The sequence below is a fragment of the Longispora urticae genome (assembly GCF_053902585.1).
The window spans coordinates 266119-291577 of sequence record NZ_JAQZSH010000022.1; the positions used below are offsets into that span (position 1 = coordinate 266119).

General features: G+C 73.3%; 21 protein-coding genes and 1 riboswitch. Of the genes, 8 read left to right on the plus strand and 13 right to left on the minus strand.

Annotated elements, in window-relative coordinates; translation table 11 throughout:
• Positions 1-19: 19 nt before the first annotated feature.
• The 9 genes from PT931_RS13920 to PT931_RS13960 all read right to left on the minus strand — a co-directional run bounded on the left by PT931_RS13920 (position 20) and on the right by PT931_RS13960 (position 9863).
• Positions 20-817, minus strand: coding sequence for an ECF transporter S component (locus tag PT931_RS13920; protein ID WP_456246144.1), 798 nt, complete (start codon positions 815-817; stop codon positions 20-22).
• Complete coding sequence (locus tag PT931_RS13925) at positions 814-2445, minus strand: ABC transporter ATP-binding protein (RefSeq protein WP_456246145.1); 1632 nt, start codon at positions 2443-2445, stop codon at positions 814-816. Before PT931_RS13925 ends, PT931_RS13920 begins: the two co-directional genes overlap by 4 nt.
• Positions 2442-3470: a CbiQ family ECF transporter T component gene (locus tag PT931_RS13930; protein WP_456246146.1), complete on the minus strand. Its 1029-nt coding sequence runs from the start codon at positions 3468-3470 to the stop codon at positions 2442-2444. The genes PT931_RS13925 and PT931_RS13930 overlap by 4 nt, the downstream gene beginning before the upstream one ends.
• Entirely contained in the window at positions 3460-4194 is a 735-nt protein-coding gene (locus PT931_RS13935; protein WP_456246147.1) for a hypothetical protein, read from the minus strand. The genes PT931_RS13930 and PT931_RS13935 overlap by 11 nt, the downstream gene beginning before the upstream one ends.
• Entirely contained in the window at positions 4191-5363 is a 1173-nt protein-coding gene (locus PT931_RS13940) for an LPXTG cell wall anchor domain-containing protein (RefSeq protein ID WP_456246148.1), read from the minus strand. Before PT931_RS13940 ends, PT931_RS13935 begins: the two co-directional genes overlap by 4 nt.
• 83 nt (positions 5364-5446) lie before the next feature.
• Positions 5447-5519: riboswitch (adenosylcobalamin-variant (AdoCbl-variant) riboswitch) on the minus strand.
• A gap of 65 nt (positions 5520-5584) precedes the next feature.
• On the minus strand, positions 5585-7771 hold the full coding sequence (locus PT931_RS13945; RefSeq protein WP_456246149.1) for a S8 family serine peptidase: 2187 nt from the start codon (positions 7769-7771) through the stop codon (positions 5585-5587).
• 8 nt (positions 7772-7779) lie between these two features.
• Positions 7780-8895 carry a low temperature requirement protein A gene (locus tag PT931_RS13950; RefSeq protein WP_456246150.1) on the minus strand — a complete coding sequence of 372 codons (1116 nt, stop codon included), beginning with the start codon at positions 8893-8895 and terminating at the stop codon, positions 7780-7782.
• A 55-nt stretch (positions 8896-8950) separates the two neighbouring features.
• The gene (locus PT931_RS13955) at positions 8951-9271 is read right to left on the minus strand and encodes a hypothetical protein (protein WP_456246151.1); all 321 of its coding nucleotides are present in this window, start codon (positions 9269-9271) and stop codon (positions 8951-8953) included.
• A 4-nt stretch (positions 9272-9275) separates the two neighbouring features.
• Positions 9276-9863, minus strand: coding sequence for a TetR/AcrR family transcriptional regulator (locus PT931_RS13960; protein WP_456246152.1), 588 nt, complete (start codon positions 9861-9863; stop codon positions 9276-9278).
• A gap of 39 nt (positions 9864-9902) precedes the next feature.
• Between PT931_RS13960 and PT931_RS13965 the strand changes: the two genes are divergently transcribed.
• Complete coding sequence (locus PT931_RS13965; protein WP_456246153.1) at positions 9903-10352, plus strand: DUF3995 domain-containing protein; 450 nt, start codon at positions 9903-9905, stop codon at positions 10350-10352.
• A 112-nt stretch (positions 10353-10464) separates the two neighbouring features.
• Here PT931_RS13965 and PT931_RS13970 read toward each other — a convergent pair whose 3' ends face one another.
• Positions 10465-10755, minus strand: a complete 291-nt coding sequence (locus tag PT931_RS13970; RefSeq protein WP_456246154.1) for a metal-sensitive transcriptional regulator — start codon at positions 10753-10755, stop codon at positions 10465-10467.
• 93 nt (positions 10756-10848) lie between these two features.
• Positions 10849-14469: a S8 family serine peptidase gene (locus PT931_RS13975; RefSeq protein ID WP_456246155.1), complete on the minus strand. Its 3621-nt coding sequence runs from the start codon at positions 14467-14469 to the stop codon at positions 10849-10851.
• A gap of 113 nt (positions 14470-14582) precedes the next feature.
• Between PT931_RS13975 and PT931_RS13980 the strand changes: the two genes are divergently transcribed.
• The 3 genes from PT931_RS13980 to PT931_RS13990 all read left to right on the plus strand — a co-directional run bounded on the left by PT931_RS13980 (position 14583) and on the right by PT931_RS13990 (position 17553).
• A complete protein-coding gene (locus PT931_RS13980; protein WP_456246156.1) occupies positions 14583-15545 on the plus strand; it encodes a transcriptional regulator TrmB in 963 nt (320 codons plus the stop codon).
• Positions 15546-15637: 92 nt separating this feature from the next.
• Positions 15638-16036, plus strand: coding sequence for a hypothetical protein (locus PT931_RS13985; RefSeq protein ID WP_456246157.1), 399 nt, complete (start codon positions 15638-15640; stop codon positions 16034-16036).
• Entirely contained in the window at positions 16021-17553 is a 1533-nt protein-coding gene (locus tag PT931_RS13990) for a multicopper oxidase family protein (protein WP_456246158.1), read from the plus strand. Before PT931_RS13985 ends, PT931_RS13990 begins: the two co-directional genes overlap by 16 nt.
• Positions 17554-17666: 113 nt before the next feature.
• Here the strand turns inward: PT931_RS13990 and PT931_RS13995 are convergent, their stop codons facing one another.
• Both PT931_RS13995 and PT931_RS14000 read right to left on the minus strand, forming a co-directional pair.
• The gene (locus PT931_RS13995; RefSeq protein WP_456246159.1) at positions 17667-18194 is read right to left on the minus strand and encodes a protein phosphatase; all 528 of its coding nucleotides are present in this window, start codon (positions 18192-18194) and stop codon (positions 17667-17669) included.
• Positions 18195-18291: 97 nt separating this feature from the next.
• The gene (locus PT931_RS14000; protein WP_456246160.1) at positions 18292-20394 is read right to left on the minus strand and encodes a PhoX family protein; all 2103 of its coding nucleotides are present in this window, start codon (positions 20392-20394) and stop codon (positions 18292-18294) included.
• A gap of 164 nt (positions 20395-20558) precedes the next feature.
• Here PT931_RS14000 and PT931_RS14005 point away from each other — a divergent pair, with 164 nt between their 5' ends.
• The 4 genes from PT931_RS14005 (at position 20559) to PT931_RS14020 (ending at position 25431) form a co-directional block, all read left to right on the plus strand.
• Positions 20559-21530 (plus strand): hypothetical protein, encoded by a 972-nt coding sequence (locus tag PT931_RS14005; RefSeq protein WP_456246161.1) that lies wholly within the window; start codon positions 20559-20561, stop codon positions 21528-21530.
• Entirely contained in the window at positions 21505-24021 is a 2517-nt protein-coding gene (locus PT931_RS14010) for an Hsp70 family protein (protein ID WP_456246162.1), read from the plus strand. Before PT931_RS14005 ends, PT931_RS14010 begins: the two co-directional genes overlap by 26 nt.
• Positions 24022-24107: 86 nt before the next feature.
• Positions 24108-24923, plus strand: coding sequence for an RNA polymerase sigma factor SigJ (gene sigJ / locus PT931_RS14015; RefSeq protein ID WP_456246163.1), 816 nt, complete (start codon positions 24108-24110; stop codon positions 24921-24923).
• A gap of 61 nt (positions 24924-24984) precedes the next feature.
• Entirely contained in the window at positions 24985-25431 is a 447-nt protein-coding gene (locus PT931_RS14020; protein ID WP_456246164.1) for a carboxymuconolactone decarboxylase family protein, read from the plus strand.
• Positions 25432-25459 lie beyond the last annotated feature (28 nt).

Consider the following 25459-nt stretch of genomic DNA (forward strand, 5'->3'; position numbering starts at 1 on the left):
GAGCTCCCGGGCGGCTGGGTCAGCGGGTCGGGAAGGTGGCCCGGCGGGCGGCGCGGCGGAGGGTGCGGAGCATGACCGGGGCCGTGACCAGGACCAGGACGGCCGTGGTGAGCGCGCGGCCCACGTCCCAGCCCAGGGACGTCGCCAGCATGTAGCCGAGCAGCCGCACCAGGTTCTCGCCGATCGGCGCGCCCGGCACGTAGGAGATGCTGCTCAGGCCGGCGCCCGTGCCGAACGGCCAGAACGACAGGTTCATGATCAGGCCGTAGCCGAGGCTGGCGAGGGCGGCGTACCCGGCGAGGAGGAGCGGTTCGAGCCGGCCGCGCAGCCGGGGCAGGAGTCCGGCGCCGAGACCGAACCAGGCCGCACCCAGCATCTGGTACGGGAGCCACGGGCCGACCCCCGCCGTGAGCAGCGCGGACGTGAACAGCGTGGTGCTGCCGAGCACGAAGCCGAAGCCGGGGCCGAACACCCGGCCGCCCAGGACGAGCAGGAAGAACACGGTCTCGATCCCGGCGGTACCGGCGCCGAAGGGGCGCAGGGCCGCGCCGGCCGCCGACAGCACCCCGAGCAGGGCCACCGCCTTCGCGTCCATCCCGCCCTCGCTGATCTCGGCGAGCACCACCGCGAGGATCAGGGGCAGCAGCAGCGCGAACACCCAGGGCGCGTCGACGCCGTGCGCGAGGGTGGACTCCGGGCTGATGACGAGCGGCCAGCCGACGGCCCCGAGCCCGAACAGGCTCGCGAGCACGATGGTCAGCACGGACCGGCCCCGCAACCGGACCAGCACCCGGGGCCGCACCGGACCGGTTGTCACGGGTTCACCTGGGCGAGGGCCGTCGCGACCGACTCGACCGTCAGGTACCCGGGAAGGATCTTCGAGACCTGGGGAGCGAACACCGGGGAGGCCGTCACCACCTCGGCCGTCGGCCCGTCCGCCACGATCTCCCCGTCGGCGAGGACGACGACCCGGGTCGCGTACTCGGCGACGAACTCCACGTCGTGGGTCGTCACGATGATGCCGTGGCCCTGGGCGGACAGGTCGGCGAGCAGGGTCGCGAGCGCCGTCTTGCCCGGGTAGTCCAGGCCCCGGGTCGGCTCGTCGAGCAGGAGCAGCGCGGGGCTGGCGGTGAGCGCGATGGCCAGTACCAGGGAAAGGCGTTGTCCTTCCGAGGCGTCGCGGGGGTGCAGCGCGTCGGGCAGGCCCGGGGCCAGCCGGTCGAGCAGGGTGCGGCAGGTGCCCGGGGCCGCGCCGGATTCGAGGTCGGCCTGCGCGCACTCCTCGGCGACGGTTTCGAGGTAGAGCAGGTCGGTGGGCTGCTGGGGGACGAGGCCGGCGAGCTTGCGGCGGCGGGCGGCCTTCAGGGCGCGCGGGTGTTCGCCGTCGACGGTGACGGTGCCCGCGTCGAGGTCGCCGGTGCCCTGGATGCCCCAGAGCAGGCTGGACTTGCCGGCGCCGTTGCGGCCCATGATGGCGAGGCGTTCGCCCCGGGCGAGGGTGAGGTCGACGCCGGCCAGGGCGGTGGTGTCGCGGTAGCGGAGGGCGGCGCCGGTGACGGTGAGCAACGGGGACCCGGCCCAGGGGCCGACCGGGCGGCCAGGGGATCCCGCTGCCGGCGCGGACCCGGGGGAGACGGCCCCACCCGGCGCGGGTACCGGGGTCGTGCGGGCCAGCCGGCGCGCGTCCCGGATCGACACCGGCCGCGTCGCCCACCCGAGCACCCCGCCCAGCCGCACCACCGGCGGCGCCACCTCCGACTCCGCCAGCACCTCCCCGGGCGCCCCGGCCAGCCCCGAGGGCAGCAGGACGACCCGGTCGGCGTACTGCACGACCCGTTCCAGCCGGTGCTCCGCGAGCAGCACGGTCACCCCGAGGTCGTGCACGAGGCGGTGCAGCGCGGCGAGGACCTCCTCGGCGGCCCCCGGATCCAGCGCCGAGGTCGGCTCGTCGAGGACGAGGACGCGGGGGTGCGCGGTGAGGGCCGCGCCGATCGCGACCCGTTGCTGCTGCCCGCCGGAGAGTTGGGCGAGCGGCCGGTGCCGCAGGTCGGCGAGCCCGAGCAGGTCGATGGTCTCCTCGACCCGTTTGCGCATCACGGGATTGGCCAGGCCGAGGGACTCCATCGAGTACGCCAGCTCGTCCTCGACGTGGTCGGTGACGAAGCCGCTGACCGGGTCCTGCCCGACGTAACCGACGAGGTCGGCGAGTTCGCGCGGGGGGAACAGCCGGGTGTCGCGGCCGGCCACGGTCACCCTGCCGGTCAGTTCGCCGCCGGTGAAGTGCGGGACCAGGCCGTTGACGCACTTGAGCAGCGTCGACTTGCCCGAGCCGGTCCGGCCCGCGAGCAGGCACAATTCGCCCTCGGGCACGTGCAGGTCCACGTCCGCGATGGTCGGCCCCGGCGCGTCCGGATAGGTCACGGTCACGGACTCGAAATCGATCATCGGGTACTCCGGGGAGACAGCCACGCGGGTGCCAACGCGCACAGCACGCCCAACGCGGGGAGGGCCGGCAGTCCCGGCATGGCCAACGGCACCACGGAGGGAGTGAGACCGGTGGGGAACGCGTACACGCCGACGATCGCTAGCAGTCCACTGAGGACGACGCCGTACTCGCGCCAGCCCCAGGTGTCCGGCCGGTACCGGCTCCGGGTCACCCGCCGCCCGCCGAGTACCAGGCCGCCGACCGCGAGGCCCAGCCCGAGGACCAGGATCGGGCCGCTGACCAGCACGGGACTGCGGCCGTCGAGGAGCGCGTACAGCCCGAGGCACGCGCCGAGCAGGCCGACCAGCACGAGGGCCCCGGTGAGCCGGTGCGCCGGTCCGCGCCGGCCGTAGCCCCGGGAGTCCATCGCGGCGGCCAGGGCGAGGGCCCGGTCCAGGGCGTCGGTGACGACGGGTACCAGGATGGCGCGCGCCCGGCGCTTGGTGTCCCCGCGCAGCGCTCGGGCCCGGCGGATCTGCTTCACGCTGGCCACCAGCTGCGGGGCGACCGTGAGGCCGACGACCACGGCGACGCTGACCTCGTACAGGGCGGCGGGCAGGATCCGGAGCAGCCGCTTCGGGTTGGCCAGGGCGTTGGCGGCCCCGATGCAGCCGAGCAGCACGGCGAGCCGCAGCCCGTCGTAGAACGAGGCGACCAGGCCCTCGGCGGTCACCGGGCCGCCGAGCCGGATGCCCTGCGCCCAGTCGGGCAGCGGGATCCGGGGCAGGGTGAACACGACGTGCGTGCCGCCGTACCCGCCGAGGAGGGCGTGGAACCCGAGCCGGAACGCGATGGCGACCAGCCCGAACCGGAGGAACACCTTGTACGAGTCGGCCCACGGCTCCCCGGAGCGCCGGGCCGCGACGACGTAGCCGGCGACCGCCAGCGCGAGCAGCAGCAGCCACGGGTTGGTGGTCCGACTCGCGGCCGTACCGAGCGCCAGCGCCCACAACCACCACGCGCCGGGGTGCAACCTACTGGGCACGGCGACGCTTGACCTGCCAGAACGCGAGCCCGCCGAGGACGAGGACCGCGAGCAGGCCCAGCTGCCAGGGGAGCCCGGCGGATTTCTCCGACTTCGGGGTGGCCGCGGCGGGGGTGGGGGTATTCGACCCGGGCACGGTGGCCGGCGCCCCCGAGGGCTCCGGGGTAGCGGCGGCGCTGGGGCCCGCCGAGGGTGCCGCTGACTGCGGGCCCGGTGCGGTGGTGCCACCCGGCTGCGGGTGCCCGGGGCCGGCGGTCGGCGCGGGCGGCACGGGTACCGGGGGCGGCGGGGGAGCGGGCGCGGCCGGGGGCGCGATGCCGGGGCGGCGGCCCGCGCCGAACGCCCAGCCCTCGACGCTGCCGGCCGGCGGGTCGTAGCTGCCGGCGCCCTCGTCGCTGTATGTCCACGAACCGCCCGGCTGGGCGTGGTAGTAGGCCCAGTAGGCGTCCTTGGGCGCGCCGTTGCACGGGTCGGGCCGGCTGTTGAGCTGGCAGATCAGTCCGGCCTGCCGGGGCACGAAGCTGTAACCGAACCCGGCCGACTCCAGTGCCTGGAGGCCGGTCCCCGGATCGCCGCCCGCGCACCGGGTCTGGACGCCGCCGCCCAGGGAGCCGAAGTCCACGACGACGGTGACGCCGGAGCAGGCGGCCCGCGCCGGGGCCGCCGGGACGACGACCGCCGCCGCGACCAGGGCCGCGGCGGCGAGCAGTCGTCGGAGGGTCACGCCGAGCGCCGACGCCGGGCCAGGGCCACGGTGCACGCGCCGAGGGCCAGCATGGCCGCGCCGGCCCAGGCGAGCAGCGACGCGGGCGAGCCGGTGACGGGCAGGACCGGGCCGGCGGTCGGGGTCGGGGTGGCGGTGGCCGGCACGGTGCAGTCCAGGCTCGGCGCGGCGGCCGCGATGTCCTTGTTGCTGACCGTGTTCAGCGAGCCGTTCGCGAGGCCGAACAGCGCGCCGGCCGTGGCCCGGGGGGCCTTGCCGGCGGTGAACGTGCCGTCGAACGTGATCGCGCCGCGCTGGTCGGCCGGACCGGCGCACCCGATCTGGAGGCCGGTCAGGTAGGTGGTGGCCTTGGTCGCGGCGGCGGTGCGCTGCCCGGTGCGCAGGGCGGCCAGGGCGTTGCCGGTGCTGTTGGCGTTGACCGGGTTGTCCTTGTCCGGCACGGCCGCGCCGGAGGTGAACCCGCCGTTGGCCTGCTGGCGGGCGGTCAGCCAGTCGAGGGCCTTGCCGGCCTCGGTGGACTTCCCGGCGGCGAACAGGGCCTGCACGACCAGCCCGGTCGCGTCGACGCTGCCGGTGCACGTGGGCTGCGCGAAGTCCTGCGGGAAGCCGCCGTCGGGGCACTGGCTGCCGACCAGGAACTCCACGGCCTTGGCGGGGGCCTTCCCGGGGGTACGCTGCAGCGCGATCACGGCCAGCGACTGGCTGAACGTGTTGCTGTAGTTGCCGTACTCGGACCTGTCGGAGTAGCGGCCCGAAGCCTCCTGGAGCGCGGCCAGCTCGGTGAGCAGCTTCCGGCCGCCGACCGCCTCCGGGTCCTTGCCCTGGGCGAGCGCGAGGAGCGCGAGCTTGGCGTGCGCGCCCGCGTAGGACTCCTTGGCGCCGTCGCCGATGTAGTTCGCGACGCTGTCCGGCTTGACCAGCCACGCGGTGGCCTTCGCGGCGGCGTCGCCGGCCACGCCCACGGCGTCGAAGGCGAGGACCGCGTCGATGGTCAGCCCGGCGTCGTCGTAACCGGAGGACTGCAGGCGCTCGCCGTCCTTGAGCTGCGTGGTGAGCCACCCGGCCGCGGCCTGGTTCGCGTCCTTGGTGACGGGTGCCGCCTGGGCGGGGGCAGCGAGGCCGAGGCTGAGGGCCACGGCGGCGACCGGTACCAGAAGGGTTCTGCGCACGAGGGGGCCTTTCTGTCCGGGTCCATGATGGATCCCGGTGCCCCGGGCGCCACCCCGTAGACCGCGACGGGAGGGATGCGACGTGACCGGCGGGTGCTCGGGCTCTACCGTTGCGGGTCAGCGCCGGAGTTTCACCGGACTTTCCCCACGCGGTCACGTGGTGCTGCTGTGGGTCAGTGTTCCGAGCCCGGCATACCCGTGTCAACCAGGCATGTTGTGGATCACGTCCCCGCCCTGGCCATCGACACCGCTGCATATGCGTCCACAATGCCAGGGTTGCCTACTTTGCCGCATTTACGGCGCTGGAAGAGCAGATGCGACGGCGGGGCCGGCTCCGTGGGCCGCGCGGTGGCGGTGAGGATCTGCCGGGTCCGGGCCAGGTCCCCGACCAGCGCCGGGTTCGCCGACCACATCAGGGCCACCACCCCCGCCACGAGCGGCGCCGACATCGAGGTGCCGAACGCGGTGCCGTAGCCGCCGCCGGGCCGGGCGAGGACCACGTCGGTACCCGGAGCGAGAATGTCCGGTTTGATCAGCGGCCCGACCGGTCCCTGGCTGGAGTACGGCGCGACCTGGTCCTGCTCGTTCGTGGCCCCCACCGTGACGACCTGCGGATACGTGGCCAGTGGTTCGGTGATGCTCCGGCAGAACGGCCCCGAGTTGCCGGCCGCCGCGGTCACGAACACCCCGGCGGCCTCCAGGGCCCGGGCCGCCGGGTACAGCGACTGCGGGTCACAGCCCTCCTCGTCCGTGCAGTCCCACGAGTTGGTGAGGATCCTGGCCCCGCGCGCCGGATCGCCCCGGAACGGGTCCCCGCCCGCCGGGAACGGCGCGAACACGAACTGGAGGCAGTCGAGGTGCAGCCCGGGGCTGGCCATGTTGCGGGCCGTGTTCGAGCAGCCGATCCACTGCGCGTCGGGGGCCACGCCGACCCCGCCCCGGCCGACCGCGAGGCTGGCGGTGCCGGTCCCGTGGCCGTCGAGATCGGTGGGCCGCGCGGAGTGGTACCAGGGGTCGTACCAGGAGTCGGGCCCGCCCCGGTAGCCGTCGGCGAGCGCCGGGTGGGTGGCGTCGGCCCCGGTGTCGACGTGCCCGACCAGGGTGCCCGCGCCGCGTACCCCGAGGTCGCGCCAGACCCGGTCCGCCCCGATGGCGCGGATGTCCCAGGTGGGGCCGTCGGGCGGGCCGAGGGTGCCGCCCGCCGGCGCGCCGCGCTGCCAGATCGGGCGGAGCCGCTGGCTGATCAGGACCCGGGCGACGTCGGGGCGGGCGGCCAGCCGGAGCCGCAGGACGGGGCCGCCGTCGAGTTCGATGGCGTTGACCAGGTAGTACGGCGTGAAGGGGATGTGCCGGTCGCGCAGGGTCCCGCGCAGTTCGGCCTGGCTGGCCTCGGCGGTGTCGACGAGCTTGCGGTGCACGGCGGCCGGCCCGGACAGGCCCCCGAGATCCGCCTGCGCCTTCATGATCACGAAGAGCCGGTTGCCGTAGAAGTCGGGGTTGCCGAGCAGGGTGTACGCGCAGCCGGCGACCACGGTCATCACCAGCGCGGCGGCGAGCCCCCGCTTCAGGGTGCGGGGCAGCACGAACGCGGCCATCGCCGCCAGCGCCAGGGAACACAGCGCGGACACGATCCCGTAGAACAGCACGTCGGAGAACCCGAGGACGAAGTTCAGCTCCTCGGGGTCCACGAAGGCCAGCGGTCCGAGGGCGGCGATCGCGACCAGCAGCCAGGTGTGCCGCAGCCGGGCGGCGACATAGCCGAGCGGCGGCAGGACGAGCAGTTCGAGGATGTTGACGCCGAACGCGCCGACCCCGGCCGCCAGCACGCACAGCGCGACCCCGGCGACGGTGCCCGCGACGAGCTGGTCGGGGCCGTACGCGGCCCAGAACCGGCCGTCGAGCACCGACCGGGCGAGCGCGCCGGTCGCGATGCCCGCGAGCACCGCCATCAGGGTCTCCAGCCGCCCGCCGAGCGCCCCGAACACCAGCCAGGGCAGCAGGCAGGTGAGCCCGACGGCGACCGCCCAGCCGCTCGGCCGGCCCTCGGGGCTCGTCCAACCCCGGAACAGCCGCACCCCGAAGGCGACCAGGCCGGTGATCACGGCGAGAGAACCCAGGGACAGTTCGTCGTGCGGGATGGGTACGAGCCGGGCCAGCCCCATCAGAGCCAGCGCCGCGGCGGCGGTCGCCCAGATCTGGCCGGCCATCCGGGCGGGCGCGGTCCGGCCCCGCTGGGACAGCAGCTCCGCCGGCGCGAACACCAGCACCGCGTTGACCAGGCAGAGCATCGCCCACACCCAGGACGGCGGGCGGGGCAGGCTGAGCGCGGCCGGGATCTCGTCGGCGATCCACCCGCCGATCTGGAGGACGCCGGTGACCAGGACGGCCCAGACCCCGACTCCCCGCATACGCGACATTATCCGCGTCGCAGCGCCACCACCGGCAACGTTCGGCCAGTCTCGACGATCCACGCCTCGATCCCGTTCACGGCGAGCAGCACGGCCGTGGCGAGCGCGGCGGTGCCGAACTGCGGCAGGTACGGCGCGGCGAACGCGAGCCCCACGCACACCAGCGCGCCGCCGAACCGGGGCCACAGGGCCGCGCCGAACATCCGCCACCGGGCGTAGCAGAACCCGAACAGGTAGAGCGCCACCCCGGGGGCCAGCAGGAGTTCGGCCGTCTTGTGCGGCACGTCGAACGGGTGCCCGACCGTCTTCTTCAGCCCGACGGCGATCAGGATGATGGCGAACACGTACCCGAAGTGCGCGACGCTGAACACCTGCCGGACGATCCGGGCCTGCACCGGGTCGGTCTCCAGCGCGTGCCGGACGGCGGGCGCGCCGTAGTGGAAGTACGTCCACCACAGCCCCACGGTCAGGACCAGCGCCAACGGGATCGTGGCCCAGTCCGAGGGCGCCCCGGTGGCCTGCCCGCCCACGGCCACGATGCTCTCGCCGAGCGCGATGATCACGAACAGCCCGAACCGCTCGGGCAGGTGCGAGGCCTCGTACCGGTGCCCCTTGACCTTGGGCCGGAACACGAACGGCCCGACGAACGCGGCCAGGAACCAGAACCCGAGCCGCCAGGGCCCGTCGAGGAGCGCGCCGACCACGTACAGCGGGCAGCTCACCAGCAGGGTGACCGAGAACGGGTCGAGGTGCCGGGCGCCGGTGATCCGGATCGCGGCGAGCCAGAGCAGCAGCCGGAGCAGGGCGTAGAACCCGACGAGGGCCAGCCCGCCCCACCGGCTGAACCCGTGCGGCGCGGCGACGGCCATGCCCAGCCCGCAGCCGGCCAGCGCGAACAGGGTCAGCCGACCGCGCGCCCCGTCGAGCCGGGCGCCGGTGAGGTTGCCGAGCAGGGTGACGCCGACCCAGCCCCACCACAGCGGGGCGAGCAGGAGCAGGGCCTCCAGGACGGCCACCGGGCCCCGGGCGGTGGCGAGGACGCCCGCGATCTGGGTGACGGCGAAGACCCAGACCAGGTCCAGGAAGAGCTCCGCCCACGTGACGCGCTGCTCGGTGAGATCCACTCGAAGATCATTACCGTGGATCCGTTCCAGGGCAAGGCGTTGCCGTGCCCTGGCGTCAGTTCACCGCGAACGTCTGCTTGGTACTGACCCGGCCGTCCGCGTAGCAGAGCTCGAAGCCTTCCTTGGCGGTGTCCCGGTTGATCCACATCCGGCACTCGGTCCCCGCGGGCGGGCTCGTCGTCTGGTCGGACGGCAGCCCGTCGCTCCCCATCAGTTTCTCGGCCTCGGAGCGCGTCTGGCCCTCCTGGACGCTGTCGTACGCGCTGCGGGTCGCGGTCGCCTTGTCGAAGAACTTGTAGAACACGAAGGCGCCGACGCCGCAGCAGATCAGGAGCACCACCAGGCCGATGATGAGGGCGATCACCCATTTCTTCATTTCATCAAGTTAAGTCCTCATTGCCCAGCCTCGGGGTCAATTGACCGAGAAGGTGATCCATGGCCGCCCGGTCCCGGGTGACCTCCGGGACGATGTCCGGTGCGGCGGCCCGCAGCTCCACCCAGCCCAGATACGCCGCGTACGCGACCACGCCCTGCCGGCGGGCCGCATCGGCCGGCATGCCCAGCTGCTGGTAGCACTCGGTCAGGTAGCCGATCCGCCGCTCGGTGACCCGGCGCAGCACCGGCCCGACGACCGGGTCGTGGGCGTGCGCCACGATCGACGGTTCGAGGTACACGTCGGACGGGCGGCGGTCCCGGAGCGCCTCGTGCAGCAGGGTACGCAGCCGGTCGAGGGGGTCCCTGATCCGCTCCATGGCCGCGATCATGTCCTCGGTGGCGAGCTGCTCCCAGAGTTCGAGGGCGGCGACGAGGAGGGCCTCGCGGTCGGTGAAGTGCCAGTAGAAGCTGCCCCGGGTCGCGCCCAGCACCTTGGCCAGCGGGTCCACCGCCACCGCCCCGAGGCCGCCCCGGCACATCGCGTCGAAGGCCGCATGAGTCCAGTCTTCCCTGGTCAGCCTGCGTTTAACCATGAGCCATACAGTACTGTATGGTTTTCCGTACACTGGTGTATGGAACGGAGTACCCCCATGATGATCTCCGGTGGGATCGCGGCCGTGGCGCTGGCGCTCGTCGCCGCCCTGCACGTGGTCTGGGCCTTCTCGCCGTGGCCGCTGGCCAGCCGCGCCGACTTCGCCCGGCTCGTGGTCGGCGTCCCGGAGGCCGGGCTGCCGTCCCGCCCGCTCACCCTCCTGGTGGCCGGCCTGATCGCCGTCGCCGGCTATCTGGTCGCGGCCCGCGCGGCCCTGCTCCCCGAGTTCGGACCCTCCTGGGCCTACGGGGTTGGCGCCTTCGTCGTCGCCGGAGTCCTCGCCCTGCGCGGCGCGGCCGGGCTCGTGTCCTCGGGGATGCGCGGCGGGGCGGCCCCGGACTTCAACCGCCTCGACCTGCGGTACTACTCCCCACTCTGCCTGCTGCTGTCCGGCCTGACCCTCTGGGCGGCCCTGCCCGCAGGCACCTGAACCCCGACCAGCGCAGCGAGTGTCGCGCTTGCCCCAACCTCGCCGTGACATGCGTGGGTCGTAGCGCGCAGCGCACGCCGCGAAGCCGTCGCTCCGGCTCATGCGGCGGGCGTCAGCCCCGCCGCATGAGCCGCGCGACGGCGGAGAGCATCTCGTCGGCCATCTCATCCGCCTTCCCCGTGGTCGCGCCCTCGTGCATGCAGTGCCGGGCGTGCCCGTCGAGCAGGCCGAGGCCCACCTTGTCGAGGGCGGCCTGGATGGCGGAGATCTGGGTGAGGACGTCGATGCAGTACCGGTCCTCCTCGACCATCTTCTCGATCCCGCGGACCTGGCCCTCGATCCGCCGGAGTCGCGCGAGGAGCTGGTTCTTGGTGGCGGTGTACCCGCGGGTGGGGGTGGTCATCCCCCCATACTACCCATACCCCCCGGGGGGTATTGACCCCGCGAATCCCCGGTCGGCGGACCTGGACAGGCCCGCCGACCGGGGACGCTCGCGCTACTTCACGCCGTACGCGCGGACGATCGTCTGGGTCACCGAGGCGCCCTTCGGGTCGTCGAGGGCGACCCGCAGCGACACCCACTTCCCGGCGGCCGGCCGGTTGTCGACCGTCACCGTGCCCCCGCGCACCCCCGTCGCGACCCAGGTCACCCCGTCGTCGTAGGAGACCTCGGCCTTCCGCAGCGTCACCCTGCCGGGGGTGTACCCGGCCTGGCCGACGGCGCCGACCGTGAACGCGAACCGGTCAACCGCCGGAGCGAGGTTCAACAGGTCGACGGGTACGTCGTACGTGGGCCAGAGCAGCGGCACCGGGGTACCCGCGTCGCCGGTCGTCCGCGCCGAACGGAACCGGAACTCCGTCGTGCAGGCGAGGAACATCTCCCAACCGGTGTGGAACGGCGGCCCCGGGTTGAAGCGCTGGGTGTCCACGACGAGCCGGAAGTCGGCCGCCGCGGCGGGCACCTCCCAGACCCCGGCGGGCCAGCCGGTGCTGCCCAGGTCCTCGCCGTCCCGGTACAGGGTGGCGTTGCCGATGTCGCCGAAGTTGCCGTACCCGTTGTGGCCGGGTTGCGCGTCCGACCAGCTGGACAGCGCCGCGCCGATCAGGTTGCCCTGCCGTTCGCTCGCCAGGCCCAGCCTGCCGTCCGGGGTGTGGTTGATCCCGGAGCGCATCGGACCCTTGTACCAGGACTCGTCGCGCTTCTCGCCCGGCTGGTACGTCCGGGGCACGTCCAGCAGGACCTCGCCGAAGAAGCCCTGGCTGGCCGCGCCGTGCACCCACGCCGAGCCGGGGCTGTAGTACGCGGTGCGGGTCCTGCCGGTCGCGACCGTCTCGCCGCCCCCGATGAAGCCCGCGTCGGCGAGGTGCGGTCGGCGGACCGACAGGAAGTCGTCCAGCTGGCCGGCGACCCGCTGGCCGTGCCACCGCTCGGTGACCCTGGCGAGCTGGCGTTCGCCGATCCAGTGCCAGGGCAGCGGGGACACCGCCCGGTCGTCGACGAACGCCAGGTTGTAGACGTAGGGGCTGTCGGCGGTGGCGGTCCAGCTCACCCTGCCGGCCCGGCGCAGGGCCTTCTCCTCCGCGAGGCTGACCGTGTAGCCGGGGACCGTCGCGCCCCGGGCGCCGTCGGCCCACCGGCCGAGCTGGCCCTCCCTGCCGAGGAGTACGGCGGTCACCCCGGCCTGCGCGGCGGCGTCGAGCACGTCGCCCGCGTACCCGTCGGCGGGCAGGTGCACGATGGCCACCTTGCCCTTCGCGGCGGCCAGGTCCTCGACCGTGCCAGCCCCGCCGTCCACCAGGGCCGAACCGCCCCGGCCGTCGAGCTTGGGCGCGCCGGACACCGGGACCGGGTCGACCTTCAGTCCGTCGGCGCGCAGGTCGAGCTCGGGGGCGTACATCCGGAGGAAGGTGCCCAGCTCGAAGCCGCCCTTGCGGACCGGCGACGTCGGCGACGTGTACAGCTCGCGCACGCTCGCCCGGGTGGACACCCCGCCGCTGATCGTCCACCGGTCGTCCCACCAGCGCCCGTACTGCAGCAGCGCGCCGCCCATCTCCACCGGCTGGTCCGCCCCGAACGTCCGCACCTTCGTGGTGCGCCGCGCGTCGTAGACCAGCGTGGTGTCCTCGTGCAGTTTGATTTCCGGATCGCCCAGGTAGGCGACGGAGTACGGCAGCCCGTCGGCCACGTCCGGGGTCGCGATCATCGTGTTGATCGAGTAGGTACCCGCCCGGAGCCGGAAGGTCTCGGTGTCGGAGCCCAGGTAGCGCCGCTCACCGGCGGCCACGTCGGTGCTGATCACGTCGAGGAAGCTCGGCGACGCGGGGGCGGCCCCGAGCCGGTCGGCGAACTTCACCGTCAACGTGACCGACTTCGGTTCGAACCACGCGCCCACGGCGGTGCTGACCGTGACCCCGGGCCCGGTGGCCGTGACCCGGCCGCCCAGCTCGCCGAGGCTCTCCTCCTTCAGCCGCACCCCGGGGTCCACGGTCACCGGCACGGTCGCGGTGCCGTGCGCGGGGACGGTCACGCTGGTCCGCCCGAGCCGGACGAGCCGCGCCGGCACCGGTCGGCCGTCGACGCCGACGAACCCGTCGGCCCTCAGGGCCAGGGTGACCGGGACGTCGCCCAGGTTGCGGTACGTCAGGTCCTTCGTGACCGGCTCGAGCCCGTCCTGCGGCCACACGAACGCGCCCATGTCCAGTGTGGAGTCGACGATCAGCATCTGGCCGATCGCGCGCGGGATGTTGACGACGCCCGCGCCCTGCTCGTACACCGTGCCGCCGCTCTTCGCGCTCGACATCAGGGTCGCCTTGCGGTCCTGGGCGCTCAGCTCGGGCCGGCTCTGGGCGAGGATCGCCGCCGCGCCCGCCACGTGCGGGGTGGCCATCGAGGTGCCCGACATCGCCCGGTACGCGTTGCCGCCCCAGCTGCCGGCCGCCGCCGCCATGATGTTCACGCCGGGGGCCGCGATGTCCGGCTTGACCCGGTGGCTGCCGAGGACCGGGCCCCGGCTGGAGAAGTTCGCGGTGGTGTCGTCCCGGTCGACCGCGCCGACGGTGAGCACGCCCGCCGCGCAGCCCGGCGAGTTCACCGTCTCGCGGTGCCCGGCGTTGCCGGCGGCGATCACGAACAGGGACTTCGACTGGGCGGACAGCCGCTCGGCGGCCATCGACATCGGGTCGGTGCAGTCGGTGGACTCGGCCGAGCCGAGGCTCATGCTGACCACGTCGGCGCCCTGGTCGACGGCCCACTCCATGGCGCTGATGATCCAGGACTCCTGGCCGGAGCCGCCGTCGTCGAGTACCTTGCCGACCAGCAGCGTCGCGCCGGGGGCGACACCCTTGCGCAGCCCGCCGGAGGCCGCCCCGGTGCCGGCCACCGTCGAGGCGACATGGGTACCGTGCCCGTTGCCGTCCTCCGGGCTGCCGTTGTCGGTGAAGTCCCGCGCGGCGGACACCCTGCCGGCCAGGTCCGGGTGGTGCGAGTCGTAGCCGGTGTCGAGGACGGCCACCGTCGTACCCGTGCCGTCGTAGCCGGCCGCCCAGGCCTGCGGGGCGCCGATCTGCGCGGTACTGCGATCCAGGAAGCCCTTGACCTGCTTGTCCAGCCAGACCTTGCCGGGGGCGGCCCGCAGTGCCGGGGCGGTGAACGACGTCCAGAACGTGCCGTCCTTGGCGGCCTCCACCGCCGACGCGCCCACGGAGGGCAGCGCGCGGCCGGCGGGTGCCGCGCCCCGGGCCAGGGTGCCGCCGGTGACGATCAGCGGGGTCGTCCTCCGGTGCGCGTCGTCGTAACCCTGCGCGACGAGCCCGGTGACGTTGAACAGTTCCTGGTCGAGCCGGCCGGCCCGGACCAGGTCCGCCGCCCGGTCCGGGACGAGGTAGACATTCCTGCCGACCGTGCGGGTCGTGTACCCGCCGTCGGCCCGGTCGGCCGGGACCAGGTACGCCGACCCGTCCGCGCCGACCACCGCCCGGTCGCCGGTGATGAGGGTGACCATGGAGCCGGTCTTCGGAGCCGGGGGCGGGGTGGCCGCCGCCGCGGCGGGGACTGAGGCGCTGAGCGTGGCGGCCGTGATGCCGAGGGCCAGGGCCGCTGCCAGGGGAGAGGGGCGCATGCGTCCTTCCGGGGGGTGCGAAGGGTGCTGACTGGGCGTAACCCTGGCACTTTGGCGTCACAATCTGAACACACTGCTTGTGACGTATTTACGCCCTGACTCATACTCGCCAGGTGACGACCCCGCTGGGCGTACTGGGGCTCGACGCCCTGGCGGAGGACACGTACCGGGGCCTCGTGGCCCTGCCCTCCGCCACCGCCCCGCACCTCGCACAGCTCCTCGGCCGGGACACCGGCGAGATCCTGCACGCCCTGGAGACCCTCGCGGCCCGGGGCCTGGCCGCCCGCTCCGGCGGGGACCGCGACCGGTTCGTGGCCGCGCCGCCGACCGTCGCGCTCGGTACCCTGCTCGGCCAGCGGCACGACGACCTGCGCCGCGCGGAGCTGGCCGTCGCGGCCCTCGCCGAGGAGCACCGGCGCGCGGTGGCCGGCCGGGCGATCAGCGACCTGATCGAGGTCATCACCGGCGTGGACGGGGTGCGGCACCGGTTCGACCAGATCCAGCGGTCGGCGCGGGAGGAGGTGCGCGCGTTCGTCACCTCGCGGCCGGTGGCGGTGCACCGGGAGGAGAACGCGGCGGAGGACGTCGTTGTGGAACGCGGCGTGCGGTACCGGGTGGTGATGGAGCGCGCCGCCCTGGAGGCCCCCGGCGAGGCGGAGGCCGCGTTGGCGTCCCTCGCGGTAGGCGAGGAGATCCGGGTGGTGGAGAAGCTGCCGGTCAAGCTCATCATGGCAGACCGGGAACTCGCCCTCGTGTCACTTCCGGCAGACCCGCACGGCGAGCCCGGCGCGGTGATGCTGCACGCCAGCGGCCTGCTGGAGGCGCTGATCGCCCTGTTCGAGGGCACCTGGGCCCGGGCCCGGCCGCTGCGGCCCTCCGACAGCGGCGTGCTGGCCCCCGAGGACGCCCGGATCCTGTCCCTGATGCTCGCCGGCCTGACCGACCGGTCGATCTCGGTGCACATGGGACTGTCGATGCGCACCGTGCAGCGCCGGGTGCACTTCCTGATGGAGCTGGCGGGCGTCCAGACCAGGATCCAACTCGGCTGGTACGCGGCCCGCGAGGGCTGGGGCTGACGAGCCCTACGGGTCGGCTCGGCGCTCCCCTAGGGGCGCTGTCCGGGGGATAACCGATGTTCCGGGGTGCGTCGGGGAACAACGATCGATGTATGTCCTCCCTCAAGCCCGGCCGCAGGTGGCCGATCTACCCGGTGCGCGCGCTGTGCGTGCTCCTGGTGGCCCTGGTGCTGACCCAGGCGGCCCTGGCCGGCGGCTTCATCAGCGGCAACGTGCGCCTGCTGGGCCTGCACAGCGCCAACGCGATCCTGGTCTTCCTGGTCGCGACGGCCCTGGTGCCCTGCACCCTTCTCCTGCTCACGGCCGGCCGTGGCCCGTGGTGGCCGGTACCCGTCTCGATCGGGCTCTGGATGTTGGTCGTCACCCAGCTCGGCCTCGGCTACGCCCGCGTCGTCAGCGGCCACATCCCGCTCGGCGTGTCGATCCTCGGCCTGCTCGCCGGCCTGACCGTCTGGTCCTTCAGCTACCGTCCGAAGTGGATCAGCTCGTGATCGGCCGGCGCGGGGTGCTCGGCCTGGTCGGGGCGGCGGGCGTCGCGACCCTGACCGGTTGCGCGGTCGACGGCCCCGGCACCGGGCAGGTGCTGGCCAGCGCCGCGCCGATCCCGCCGCCCTTCAAGGTGCCGCTGCCGATCCCGCAGGTCGCGAAGACCGTCCGCCGCGACGACACCACCGACTACTACGAGGTGGTGCAGAAGGTCGCCAGGGTCGAGATCCTGCCGGGCAGCAGAACCACCGTCTGGGGGTACGACGGCACGTTCCCCGGCCCCACCTTCCGCGCCCGGACCGGCCGGCGCGTCGTCGTCACCGTCCGCAACGAGCTGCCGGTGCCCACGTCCACCCACCTGCACGGCGGGGTCACGCCGCCCGAGTCCGACGGCTTCCCGACCGACCTGGTCGTGCCCGCCGGCTACCCCGTGCACACGGCGCACACCAGCCACAGCGGCATGAGGATGAACCCGGCCGACTGGAAGTTCCACGACCGGACCCGCGACTACGAGTACCCGATGGTGCAGCGCGCCGCCACGCTCTGGTACCACGACCACCGGATGGACTTCAGCGCTCCGCAGGTGTGGCGCGGACTGGCCGGGGCGTTCCTCGTCGGCGACAACGATGAGGACCGCCTCGGCCTCCCTCGCGGCGACAAGGACATCCCGCTGCTGATCTGCGACCGGTCCTTCGACGCGCACGGCGAGTTCCGCTACCCGGAGCTCGACTCCACCCTCACCAACCCGGGCGTGACGAGTGAGTTCATGTCCGGCGTGTTCGGCGACGTCATCCTCGTCAACGGCGCGCCCTGGCCCGTCCTCGAGGTCGCCAACACCCGGTACCGGTTCCGCCTGATCAACGGCTCCAACGCCCGCCGGTACCAGCTCGCCGGCGTGCCCCTCGTCCAGATCGGCAGCGACGGCGGCCTGCTCGCCGCGCCCGTCCGCCTCGACTCGCTGACCATCGCCCCCGGCGAACGCTACGACGTCGTCGTCGACTTCTCCGGCTACCCGGTCGGCACCGAACTGACCCTGACCAACGCGCTCGGCGAGGGCCGGACCCGCGACGTGCTCCGGTTCCGGGTCGCCCGGGCCGAGAAGGACCCCTCGACGCTGCCCGCCTCGCTCGTGCCGGTCCCCGTACTGCGCCGCGAGGACGCCGTCGCCACCCGGCAGTTCGACTTCCGGCTCCAGGGCGGGAAGTGGACCATCAACGGCCAGCCGTACGACACCTCCGGCTCGCTGGCCGCCCCGAAGCTCGACACCGTCGAACTGTGGCGGTTCACCAGCGACTTCCACCATCCGGTGCACGTGCACCTCGCGCAGTTCCAGGTGCTCAGCCGGACCGGGCGGGACCCGGAGGACTCCGACGGGGGCTGGAAGGACACTGTGGACATCCGGCCGTACGGGGTGGTGGAGGTGCTGGTGCGGTTCGCCGGGTACAAGGGGCGGTACATGATGCACTGCCACAACCTGGAGCACGAGGACATGGCGATGATGGCCAACTTCGACATCGTCTGACGGGTACCGGCCGAGGCGGGGCCGAGTGTCCGTCGGGATGCCCGGTCCGCGCTGGCCCCGCCGGCCGTCGGTGGCGGGTGCCCAGGTCGCGCGCTGACCCGGGGCCGGCGCCGTCAGGTGAAGTCGCGGACGTGGCGGCGTTGCCACGGGGTCTCGACCGCGTGCCGGTGATAGTGCTCCCGCACGAACGCCACCGCCTCGCCCGGCGGCACCCCGTCGAGGATCGCCAGGCAGGCCAGCGCGGTGCCCGTCCGGCCGCGCCCGCCGCCACAGGCCACCTCGACCCGCTCGGCCCCGGCCAGGTCCGTGCCGCTCACACCGGGCCCCGCCAGATCTATGCCGCTCACGCCGGCTCCGGCCGGTTCCGTGCCATCTACGCCCGAGCCGGCAAGGCCCGATCCGGCCCGACGCCACGCCTCCGCCAGCACCTCCCGAGCCTGCACCCGGTCGGTGGGCAGCCGGAAGTCCGGCCAGCGGATCCACGCCGACTCCCAGGGGAACGCGGGCGGCGGCTTGCCCAGCAGGTACACGCCGAAGGTCGGCAGCGGGCCGGCGGGCAGCGGGTGGCGCAGGCCCCGGCCCCGGACGAGCCGCCCCGAGGGCAGCCGCAGGACGCCGGGCGCGGTGAGATCCCAGGACACGCCCCCAGTGTACGAACGCGCGGCCCGCGCCCCGCGAGGTCACGGGGGGCGGGCCGCACTGTCGAACGCGAAACCACGCGGCGGCACCGCGCTCGGACTACAGGCCGATCGCCCCGCCGTCCCGGCGCCACGCCACCACGATGCCCGGCTTGGCGAAGTCGCCGTCCGGCCAGTTGGACGCGGGCTTCTCGATGGACGCGCCGCCGACCTCGCCCGGGTGCTGCACGGCGACGAACACCGAGCGGTTGTCCTCGTAGAGGAACGGGCCGCAGGTCTCGGCCGCGAACGGGACCGTGAGGAACTGCTTCAGGTAACCCTTCTGCGGGCCCTCCAGCGGTACCGCGAACAGGCCGTCGTTCGAGCCGAGCTGGTTGCCGTCCGTGGAGATCCACAGGTTCCCGGCCCCGTCGAAGGCGACGTTGTCGGGGCAGGAGATCGGGGAGACCTTCGTCTTGTCGTACCCGGCGAAGTAGGTCGACGGGTCGTTGGGGTCGCCGCACACGATCGGCAGGCACCAGGTGAACGTCTCGGCGGCGTTGTCCCCGCCGTCCTCGGTGATCTCCAGGATGTGGCCGTGCTTGTTGGCGTTGCGCGGGTTCGCCTCGTCGGCCTTCGGGTTGGACCCGACGCCCCGGTTGGTGTTGTTGGTCAGCGCGCAGTAGACCTTGCCGGTCTTCCAGTTCGGCTCGACGTCCTCGGGCCGGTCCATCTTCGTGGCGCCGACCTTGTCACCGGCGAGCCGGGTGAAGACGAGCACCTCCTCGACGGTCATGCCCTCGACCAGCGACTGGTTGCCGCGCACCAGCGGGATCCACTTGCCGGTGCCGTTGAACAGGCCGTCGGTCGGCAGCTTGCCCGAGCCGTCGATCTCGGCGGCCGAGGTGTAGTCGAACTTCGCCACGTACAGCGTGCCGGACTCCAGGAGGCTCAGGTTGTGCTTGCGCGCCCGGGCCGACTTGCCGTTGTCCATCTTCTTGTCGGAGACGAACTTGTACAGGTAGTCGAACCGCTCGTCGTCACCCGTGTACGCGACCGCCCGGCCGTCCTTCGCGAGGATGATGTTCGCGCCCTCGTGCTTGAACCGGCCCAGCGCGGTGTGCTTCTTCGGGGTCGACTCCGGGTCGAACGGGTCGAGCTCGACGATCCAGCCGAACCGGTTGACCTCGTTCGGGTGCGCGGCCACGTCGAAGCGCGCGTCGGCCCGGTCCCACTTGCGGTTGCCCGCCGGGTACCGGTTGACCGTGTCGATGCCGTACCGCTTCAGGGCCGGCTTGGCCGCCTCGGGCGCGCCGTCGCCGCCGACGAAGTACTGGTTGAAGTTCTCCTCGCCCGACAGCACCGTGCCCCACGGCGTGACGCCGCCGGCGCAGTTGTTCTGGGTGCCGATCACGACCCGGCCGGTCGGGTCGGCCGCGGTGCGCAGGAACGCCGAGCCGGCGGCCGGGCCGGTCAGCTCGAACTTCGTGCCCGAGGTGGTGATCCGCCGGTTGTAGTGCAGGCCGGTCTTCGGGTTGGCCAGGCGCCACTGGCCCTCGCCGTCGTTGCGCTCCAGTTCCACGACGCTCATGCCGTGCGCGGCCATCGCGATCTTGATCTGGTCGACGGTCATGGTGTCCGGGCCGGCGTAGCCGTAGAACATCAGTTCCTCGTTGGTGTACTCGTGGTTGCACACGAGCAGCGCGCGCTTGCCGCGCTTGTCCAACGGCAGCACCGCGACGAAGTCGTTGTTGTAGCCGAACTGCTTGGCCTGCGCCTCGGGGGTCTGGTGCCGGGCGTCGAACTTCGGCGCGTCGCGCTCGACCGCGTCGCCCCACTTGATGACGACCGAGTGGTCGTAGCCGTTGGGCACGATCACCGCGTCGATCTTGTTCGGCGGGATGGCCTTGAACGTCAGCTCGGACGGCGCCGGCGCGGGGGTGTTCGGCAGCACCTCGGGGACGACCGGGGTGGTGTCGTTCGCGTACGCGGCGACGGGGGCGGCCACGGCGGCCAGGCCCGAGCCGACCACGATCGCGCCGGCGGCGGCACCGGCGGCGGTCTTGAAGATGCCCCGGCGGGACACCTCCGCACTGAAGTACTCGTTGCCGGAGGTGTTGGGGGCGGGGTGGTCGCAGGCGTTGCCGCACCGGTACAGGCACGTCATCGCGTCCCGGTTCGTGCCACTGTGCGCGGCCAGCAGCGGGAGCTGTGGGCGGTCCATTCTGGACTCCTGTTCGGAAGGGGCTCTACCGTCCGGACGCTAGAGAGGCCGGGTGACCGGAGGGTGACCGACAGGTGAACTGACCCGGTAGTAGGGCTGTCCCTACCACGCAGTGGGGGGCCTACGGCATCGTTTGGACCGTTGTGACCTGGGATTTTGTAACAATGATCATTGAGACCCTCCCTCAGGTCGCCGCGCCCGGACCGACGTCCCCGACCCGCTGGCACCGCCCCCTGCTGTACGTCGCCGTGGCCATGGTCGTGCTCGCCCTCGGCGCGGTCGTCGGGCTGCTCGTCGACGACCGGCGGTCGGTCGACGTACCCCTCTGGCTCAAGCCGTTGAAGTTCATGATCTCCATCGGGCTGTACACCCTGACGATGTCCTGGCTGTTGTCCCTGCAGACCCGGTTCCGCCGGACCGCGTGGTGGATGGGCACCGTGGTGGCCGTCGCGCTCGCGGTCGAGATGGTGCTGATCGTGACCCAGATCGGCATCCGGGGCCGGCAGCTGCACTTCAACCAGACCACCCCGGTCGACGCGATGTTCACCCAGGTCATGGCCATGACCATCTACGCCATGTGGGCCGCCGCCCTGGTGATCACGGTCCTGAGCATGTTCCAGAAGCTCACCGACCGCTCCCTGACCTGGGCGATCCGCCTCGGCCTGGTACTGATGCTGATCGGCCTGGCCCTCGGCATGCTGATGATCCCGCCCACGGCCGAGCAGGCCGCCCTGCACGCCGCCGGCCAGCACCTCGACATCGTCGGCGGGCACAGCGTCGGCGTCCCGGACGGCGGACCCGGCATCCCCGGCCTGACCTGGAGCACCCGGGGCGGCGACCTGCGGATCCCGCACTTCGTCGGCATGCACGCCCTCCAGCTGCTCCCGCTGCTCGCGTTCGGGCTCCGCCGGTTCCCGGACCGGGCCCGGACCCGCCTGGTGTTCGTGGCCGCCGCCGGGTACGCGGGCCTGCTGGCCCTCCTCACCTGGCAGGCGCTGCACGGGGAGCCGCTGCTGCGCCCGGGGGCCTGGACGCTCGCCGGGTTCGCCGTGCTGGTGGTCGCCACCGGCGCCGGCGTCACGATGGCGCGGGCTGGCTACCATCACGCCCGTGGACGGGTACTCGATCGGCATTGACCTCGGCACCTCCAACACGGTGGCGATGCTGCGCAGGCCTGACGGTCGGGCGCAGCCGCTGCTGTTCGACGGCCAGCCGATCCTGCCCTCCGCCGTCTACCTCGACGAGAACGGCCACCTGCACGTCGGCCGGGACGCCCAGCGGCTGGCCCAGCTGGACCCGGCCCGGTTCGAGCCGAACCCGAAGCGCCGGATCGACGAGCGCACGGTCCTGCTCGGCCACGCCGAGGTGCCCGTCGTCGACCTGCTCGCCGCGCTGCTGCACCGGATCGCCGCGGCGGCCGTCGAAGCGGTCGGTTTCCTGCCCCGGGCCGTGCTGACCTGCCCGGCCGCGTGGGGGCCGGTGCGCCGGGAGGCTCTCCAGCGCGCGGCGGCCCAGGCCGGTTGGCCGCCCGTGCTGCTGGTTCCGGAGCCGGTGGCCGCCGCCCGGTACTTCGCGGAGACCCTGCGCCGCCCGATCCCCGTCGGCGGCTGCCTCGCGGTGTTCGACTTCGGCGGCGGCACGGTCGACATCGCGGTGGTCCGCAACGACGGAAACCCCTCGACGGGTACCGGGCCCGGCGGCGCACCGGGCCACGGCGGCGCGCCCGGGGGCCCCTCCCGCTTCACCGTGCTCGGCTCCGGCGGCCTGGAGGACCTCGGCGGCCTCGACCTCGACGCGGCCCTCGTCGCGCACCTCGGCGCGGTCCTGCACCAGCACGCGCCCGCGATCTGGCAGGCCCTCAGTAACCCGGTCACCCCGGCCGACCGGCGGGCCCGGCGGCTGTTCTGGGAGGACGTCCGGGGCGCGAAGGAGATGCTGTCGCGGACCGCGTCCGCCCCGGTGCCGGTGCCCGGCCTGGAGCAGGCCCTGCACCTGACCCGCCCCGAACTGGAGACCGTCGCCGCCGGGCTGCTCCGCCGCGCCGTGCACGAGACCCGGGCCGTGATCGCGGGCTGCGGGCTGGACCCGACCCAGCTCTCCGGCCTGTTCCTCGTCGGCGGCTCGTCCCGGGTGCCGATGGTCGCCCGCCTGCTGCACGCCGAACTGGGCATCGCCCCGACGGTGCTGGAGCAGCCCGAACTGCCGGTCGCGGAGGGCGCGCTGGCCGAACTGCCGGCGGAGCCGGTGACCGCGCCCGGACAGCCCGCCGAGGCTGAGGCCGCGCCGTCGACGCGCCCACTCGTAACCAGAAAGAGGCTCCTGTGGGGTGGGGGTGTGCTCGCCGGGGTGGCCGCGCTGGCGGTCGGCCTGGTCATGGTGCTGCCCGGCGCCTTCCCGGAGGTGTCGTTCGTGGCGGAGCTGGGCGCGCCGACCGTGATCGCGAAACCGGGCGACGGCTACGGGGACACCGAGGCCCAGGTGTCCGGCGACACCGCGTTCCTCGCGAGCGTGCACGAGAAGCAGCTCGACGTCAGCGCCTACGACCTGGAGGGCAGGTCGGAGAAGTGGAGCAAACCCGGCGCGCTGACCGACGTCGACTACCGGGGCTGGATCAGCGCGTGGCCGGGCGCGGTCGTGGCGTTCGCCAACTCCACCGACTCGACGAAGCCGACCCGGGCCCGGGCCTTCGCCCCCTCGAACGGCGCGGAACTCTGGCACGCCGAGTTCGAGTCCGGGGCCTGGTACTACCCGTACGAGAAGTACCTGGTGCAGGTCGAGCCCAAGGCCGGCAGGATCTGGAGGATCGACTACCGGACCGGGGTCCGCACGGCCGGCCCGGCGTTCAAGACCGGCGACTACACCCGGGGCGCGGGCACGCCGAAGTCCTATGTCGACCGGCACGGCCGCAGCCACGGCCCGCTGCTCGACCCCCGGATCCTCCGCGTCACGCCCAGCACCCGCAAGGCGCAGGTGATCGACACCAGCACGATGAAGGTGGTCCGGGAGGCGGACAACGTCGGCGAGGACGACTGGTACCTGGTCTACAACGGCCGGCTGTACGTGGCCACCGCTGAGAAGGGCTACCAGGTGTACTCGTACGACCTGGACACCATGGGCGCGCCCACCACCCTGTACCGGGAGACCGACACCGCCCGGCGGGTCACCGCCATGGAGGTGTGCGGCGAACGGGTCTGCCTGCTCGACGAGGCCGGCGGGGACGAGAAGACGGGCCGGCTGGTGACCGTCGGGCCCAAGGGCGACCGGTGGACCCGGCCCCTGCCCGGGGCGCAGGCGGTCTGGCCGGTCGGGGACCGGATCCAGGTCGTGGACGACACGGGCACCGGCGAGGAGTACTGGTCGGCCCTCTACGACGCCGACGGCGCCCTGGTCGGCGGGCGGCAGGTGTCCTGGTACCCCGTGTGGCTCACCAGCGGCTCGGTGCTGCTGCTCGACCGGGGGCCGGGCCGGAGCGTGCAGGACGTCAACGTGTACGGGATGAGCGCGCGCTCCGGGGAGCGGTCGTACCTGGGCAAGATCAGTGTCCGGAGCGAGGGGTGCGGGTTCAGCGCGGAGTATCTGGTGTGCCCGAGGGAGAAGGACTTCGCGGCGTACCGGCTGGCGTCCTGAGGCGCCCCTGGGCGGCTCCCGGGGTGCGCGCGGCTCCCGGGTGCGTCCGGCGCTGACCCGGACCGTCGCCGGCTAGCCTGGGTCGGGTGGAGTTCGAGGAGCACCGCGCGGCCCTGACCAGCCTCGCGTACCGGATACTGGGCAGCCGGCACGACGCCGAGGACATCGTCCAGGAGGCCTGGCTGCGCTGGCGGGACGCGACCGACGTGCGCAACCCGCGCGGCTTCCTGTTCACCGTCGTCACCCGGCTCGCGATCGACCGGCTCCGGTCCCGGGCCCGCGAGCCGTACGTCGGCCCGTGGCTGCCCGAGCCCGTGCCCACCCCCGCCGACGTGGTCGACCGGCGCGCGGAGGTGTCGCTCGCCGCGCTGCGCCTGATGGAGCAGCTCACCCCGCCCCAGCGCGCCGTGTACGTGCTCCGCGAGGCCTTCGACCTGCCGTACGCCGAGATCGCGGCCGTCCTGGAGGTGACCGAGCCCGGCGCGCGCCAACTGCACCGCCGGGCCGGTTCCCTGCTCGCCGAGGGCCGGGCCAGGTTCGAGCCCGACCCGGCCGCGCACCGCGCCCTGGTGGACCGGTTCCTGGCCGCCGCCAGCACCGGGGACAGCGCCGGCCTGCACCGGCTGCTCGCCGAGGACGTCGTGCTGTGGTCCGACGGCGGGGGCAGGGTCCGCGCGGCCCTCCAGCCGATCTACGGGGCCGACCGGGTGGCCCGGTTCCTGCTCGGGGTCATCGGCAAGTTCCCGAGCCGGTGGGAGCGGGCCGAGGCCAACGGCGGGCCGGTGCTGTTCTGGTTCGGCGGGAACGCGCACCTGTGGTCGTTCGAGGTGGCCGACGGGCGGATCGTGGGCGTGCAGTCCCTGTCGAACCCGGACAAACTTGTGAGCTGGGTAACAACCTGAGCCCGATTGTCACGCCACGGGTGGGGCCGGTCGTCATGCCGGGTGACGAAAGGAGTTCGCCATGACCACCACCCGTACCCAGCACCTCGAGAAGCTGGTCCCGGAGGCGTTCGGAAAGCTGCTGGACCTCGACCGCTACGTCCGGGGCGTCCTCGACCCGACCCTGCTCGAACTGGTCCTGCTCCGCGCCTCGATCCTCAACGGCTGCGCCTACTGCGTGGACATGCACACCCGCGACGCGCTCAAGGGCGGCGAGGACGCCCGCCGGCTGTTCGCGGTGAGCACCTGGCACGAGTCGCCGTTCTTCAGCCCCGAGGAGCGCGCGGCGCTGGCGCTCGCGGACCAGGTGACCCGGCTGGGGGAGAGCGGCGTGTCGGAGGAGGTGTGGGCGGGGGCCCGGGAGCACTTCACCGAGAAGCAGGTCGCGGACCTCCTGATCGCGCTGGTCCTGATCAACGCGTTCAACCGGCTGATGGTCGCGACGCACAAGCAGACGCCGGCGCTGTAGGTCGTCGGGCCCGCCGCGAGGCGGGCCC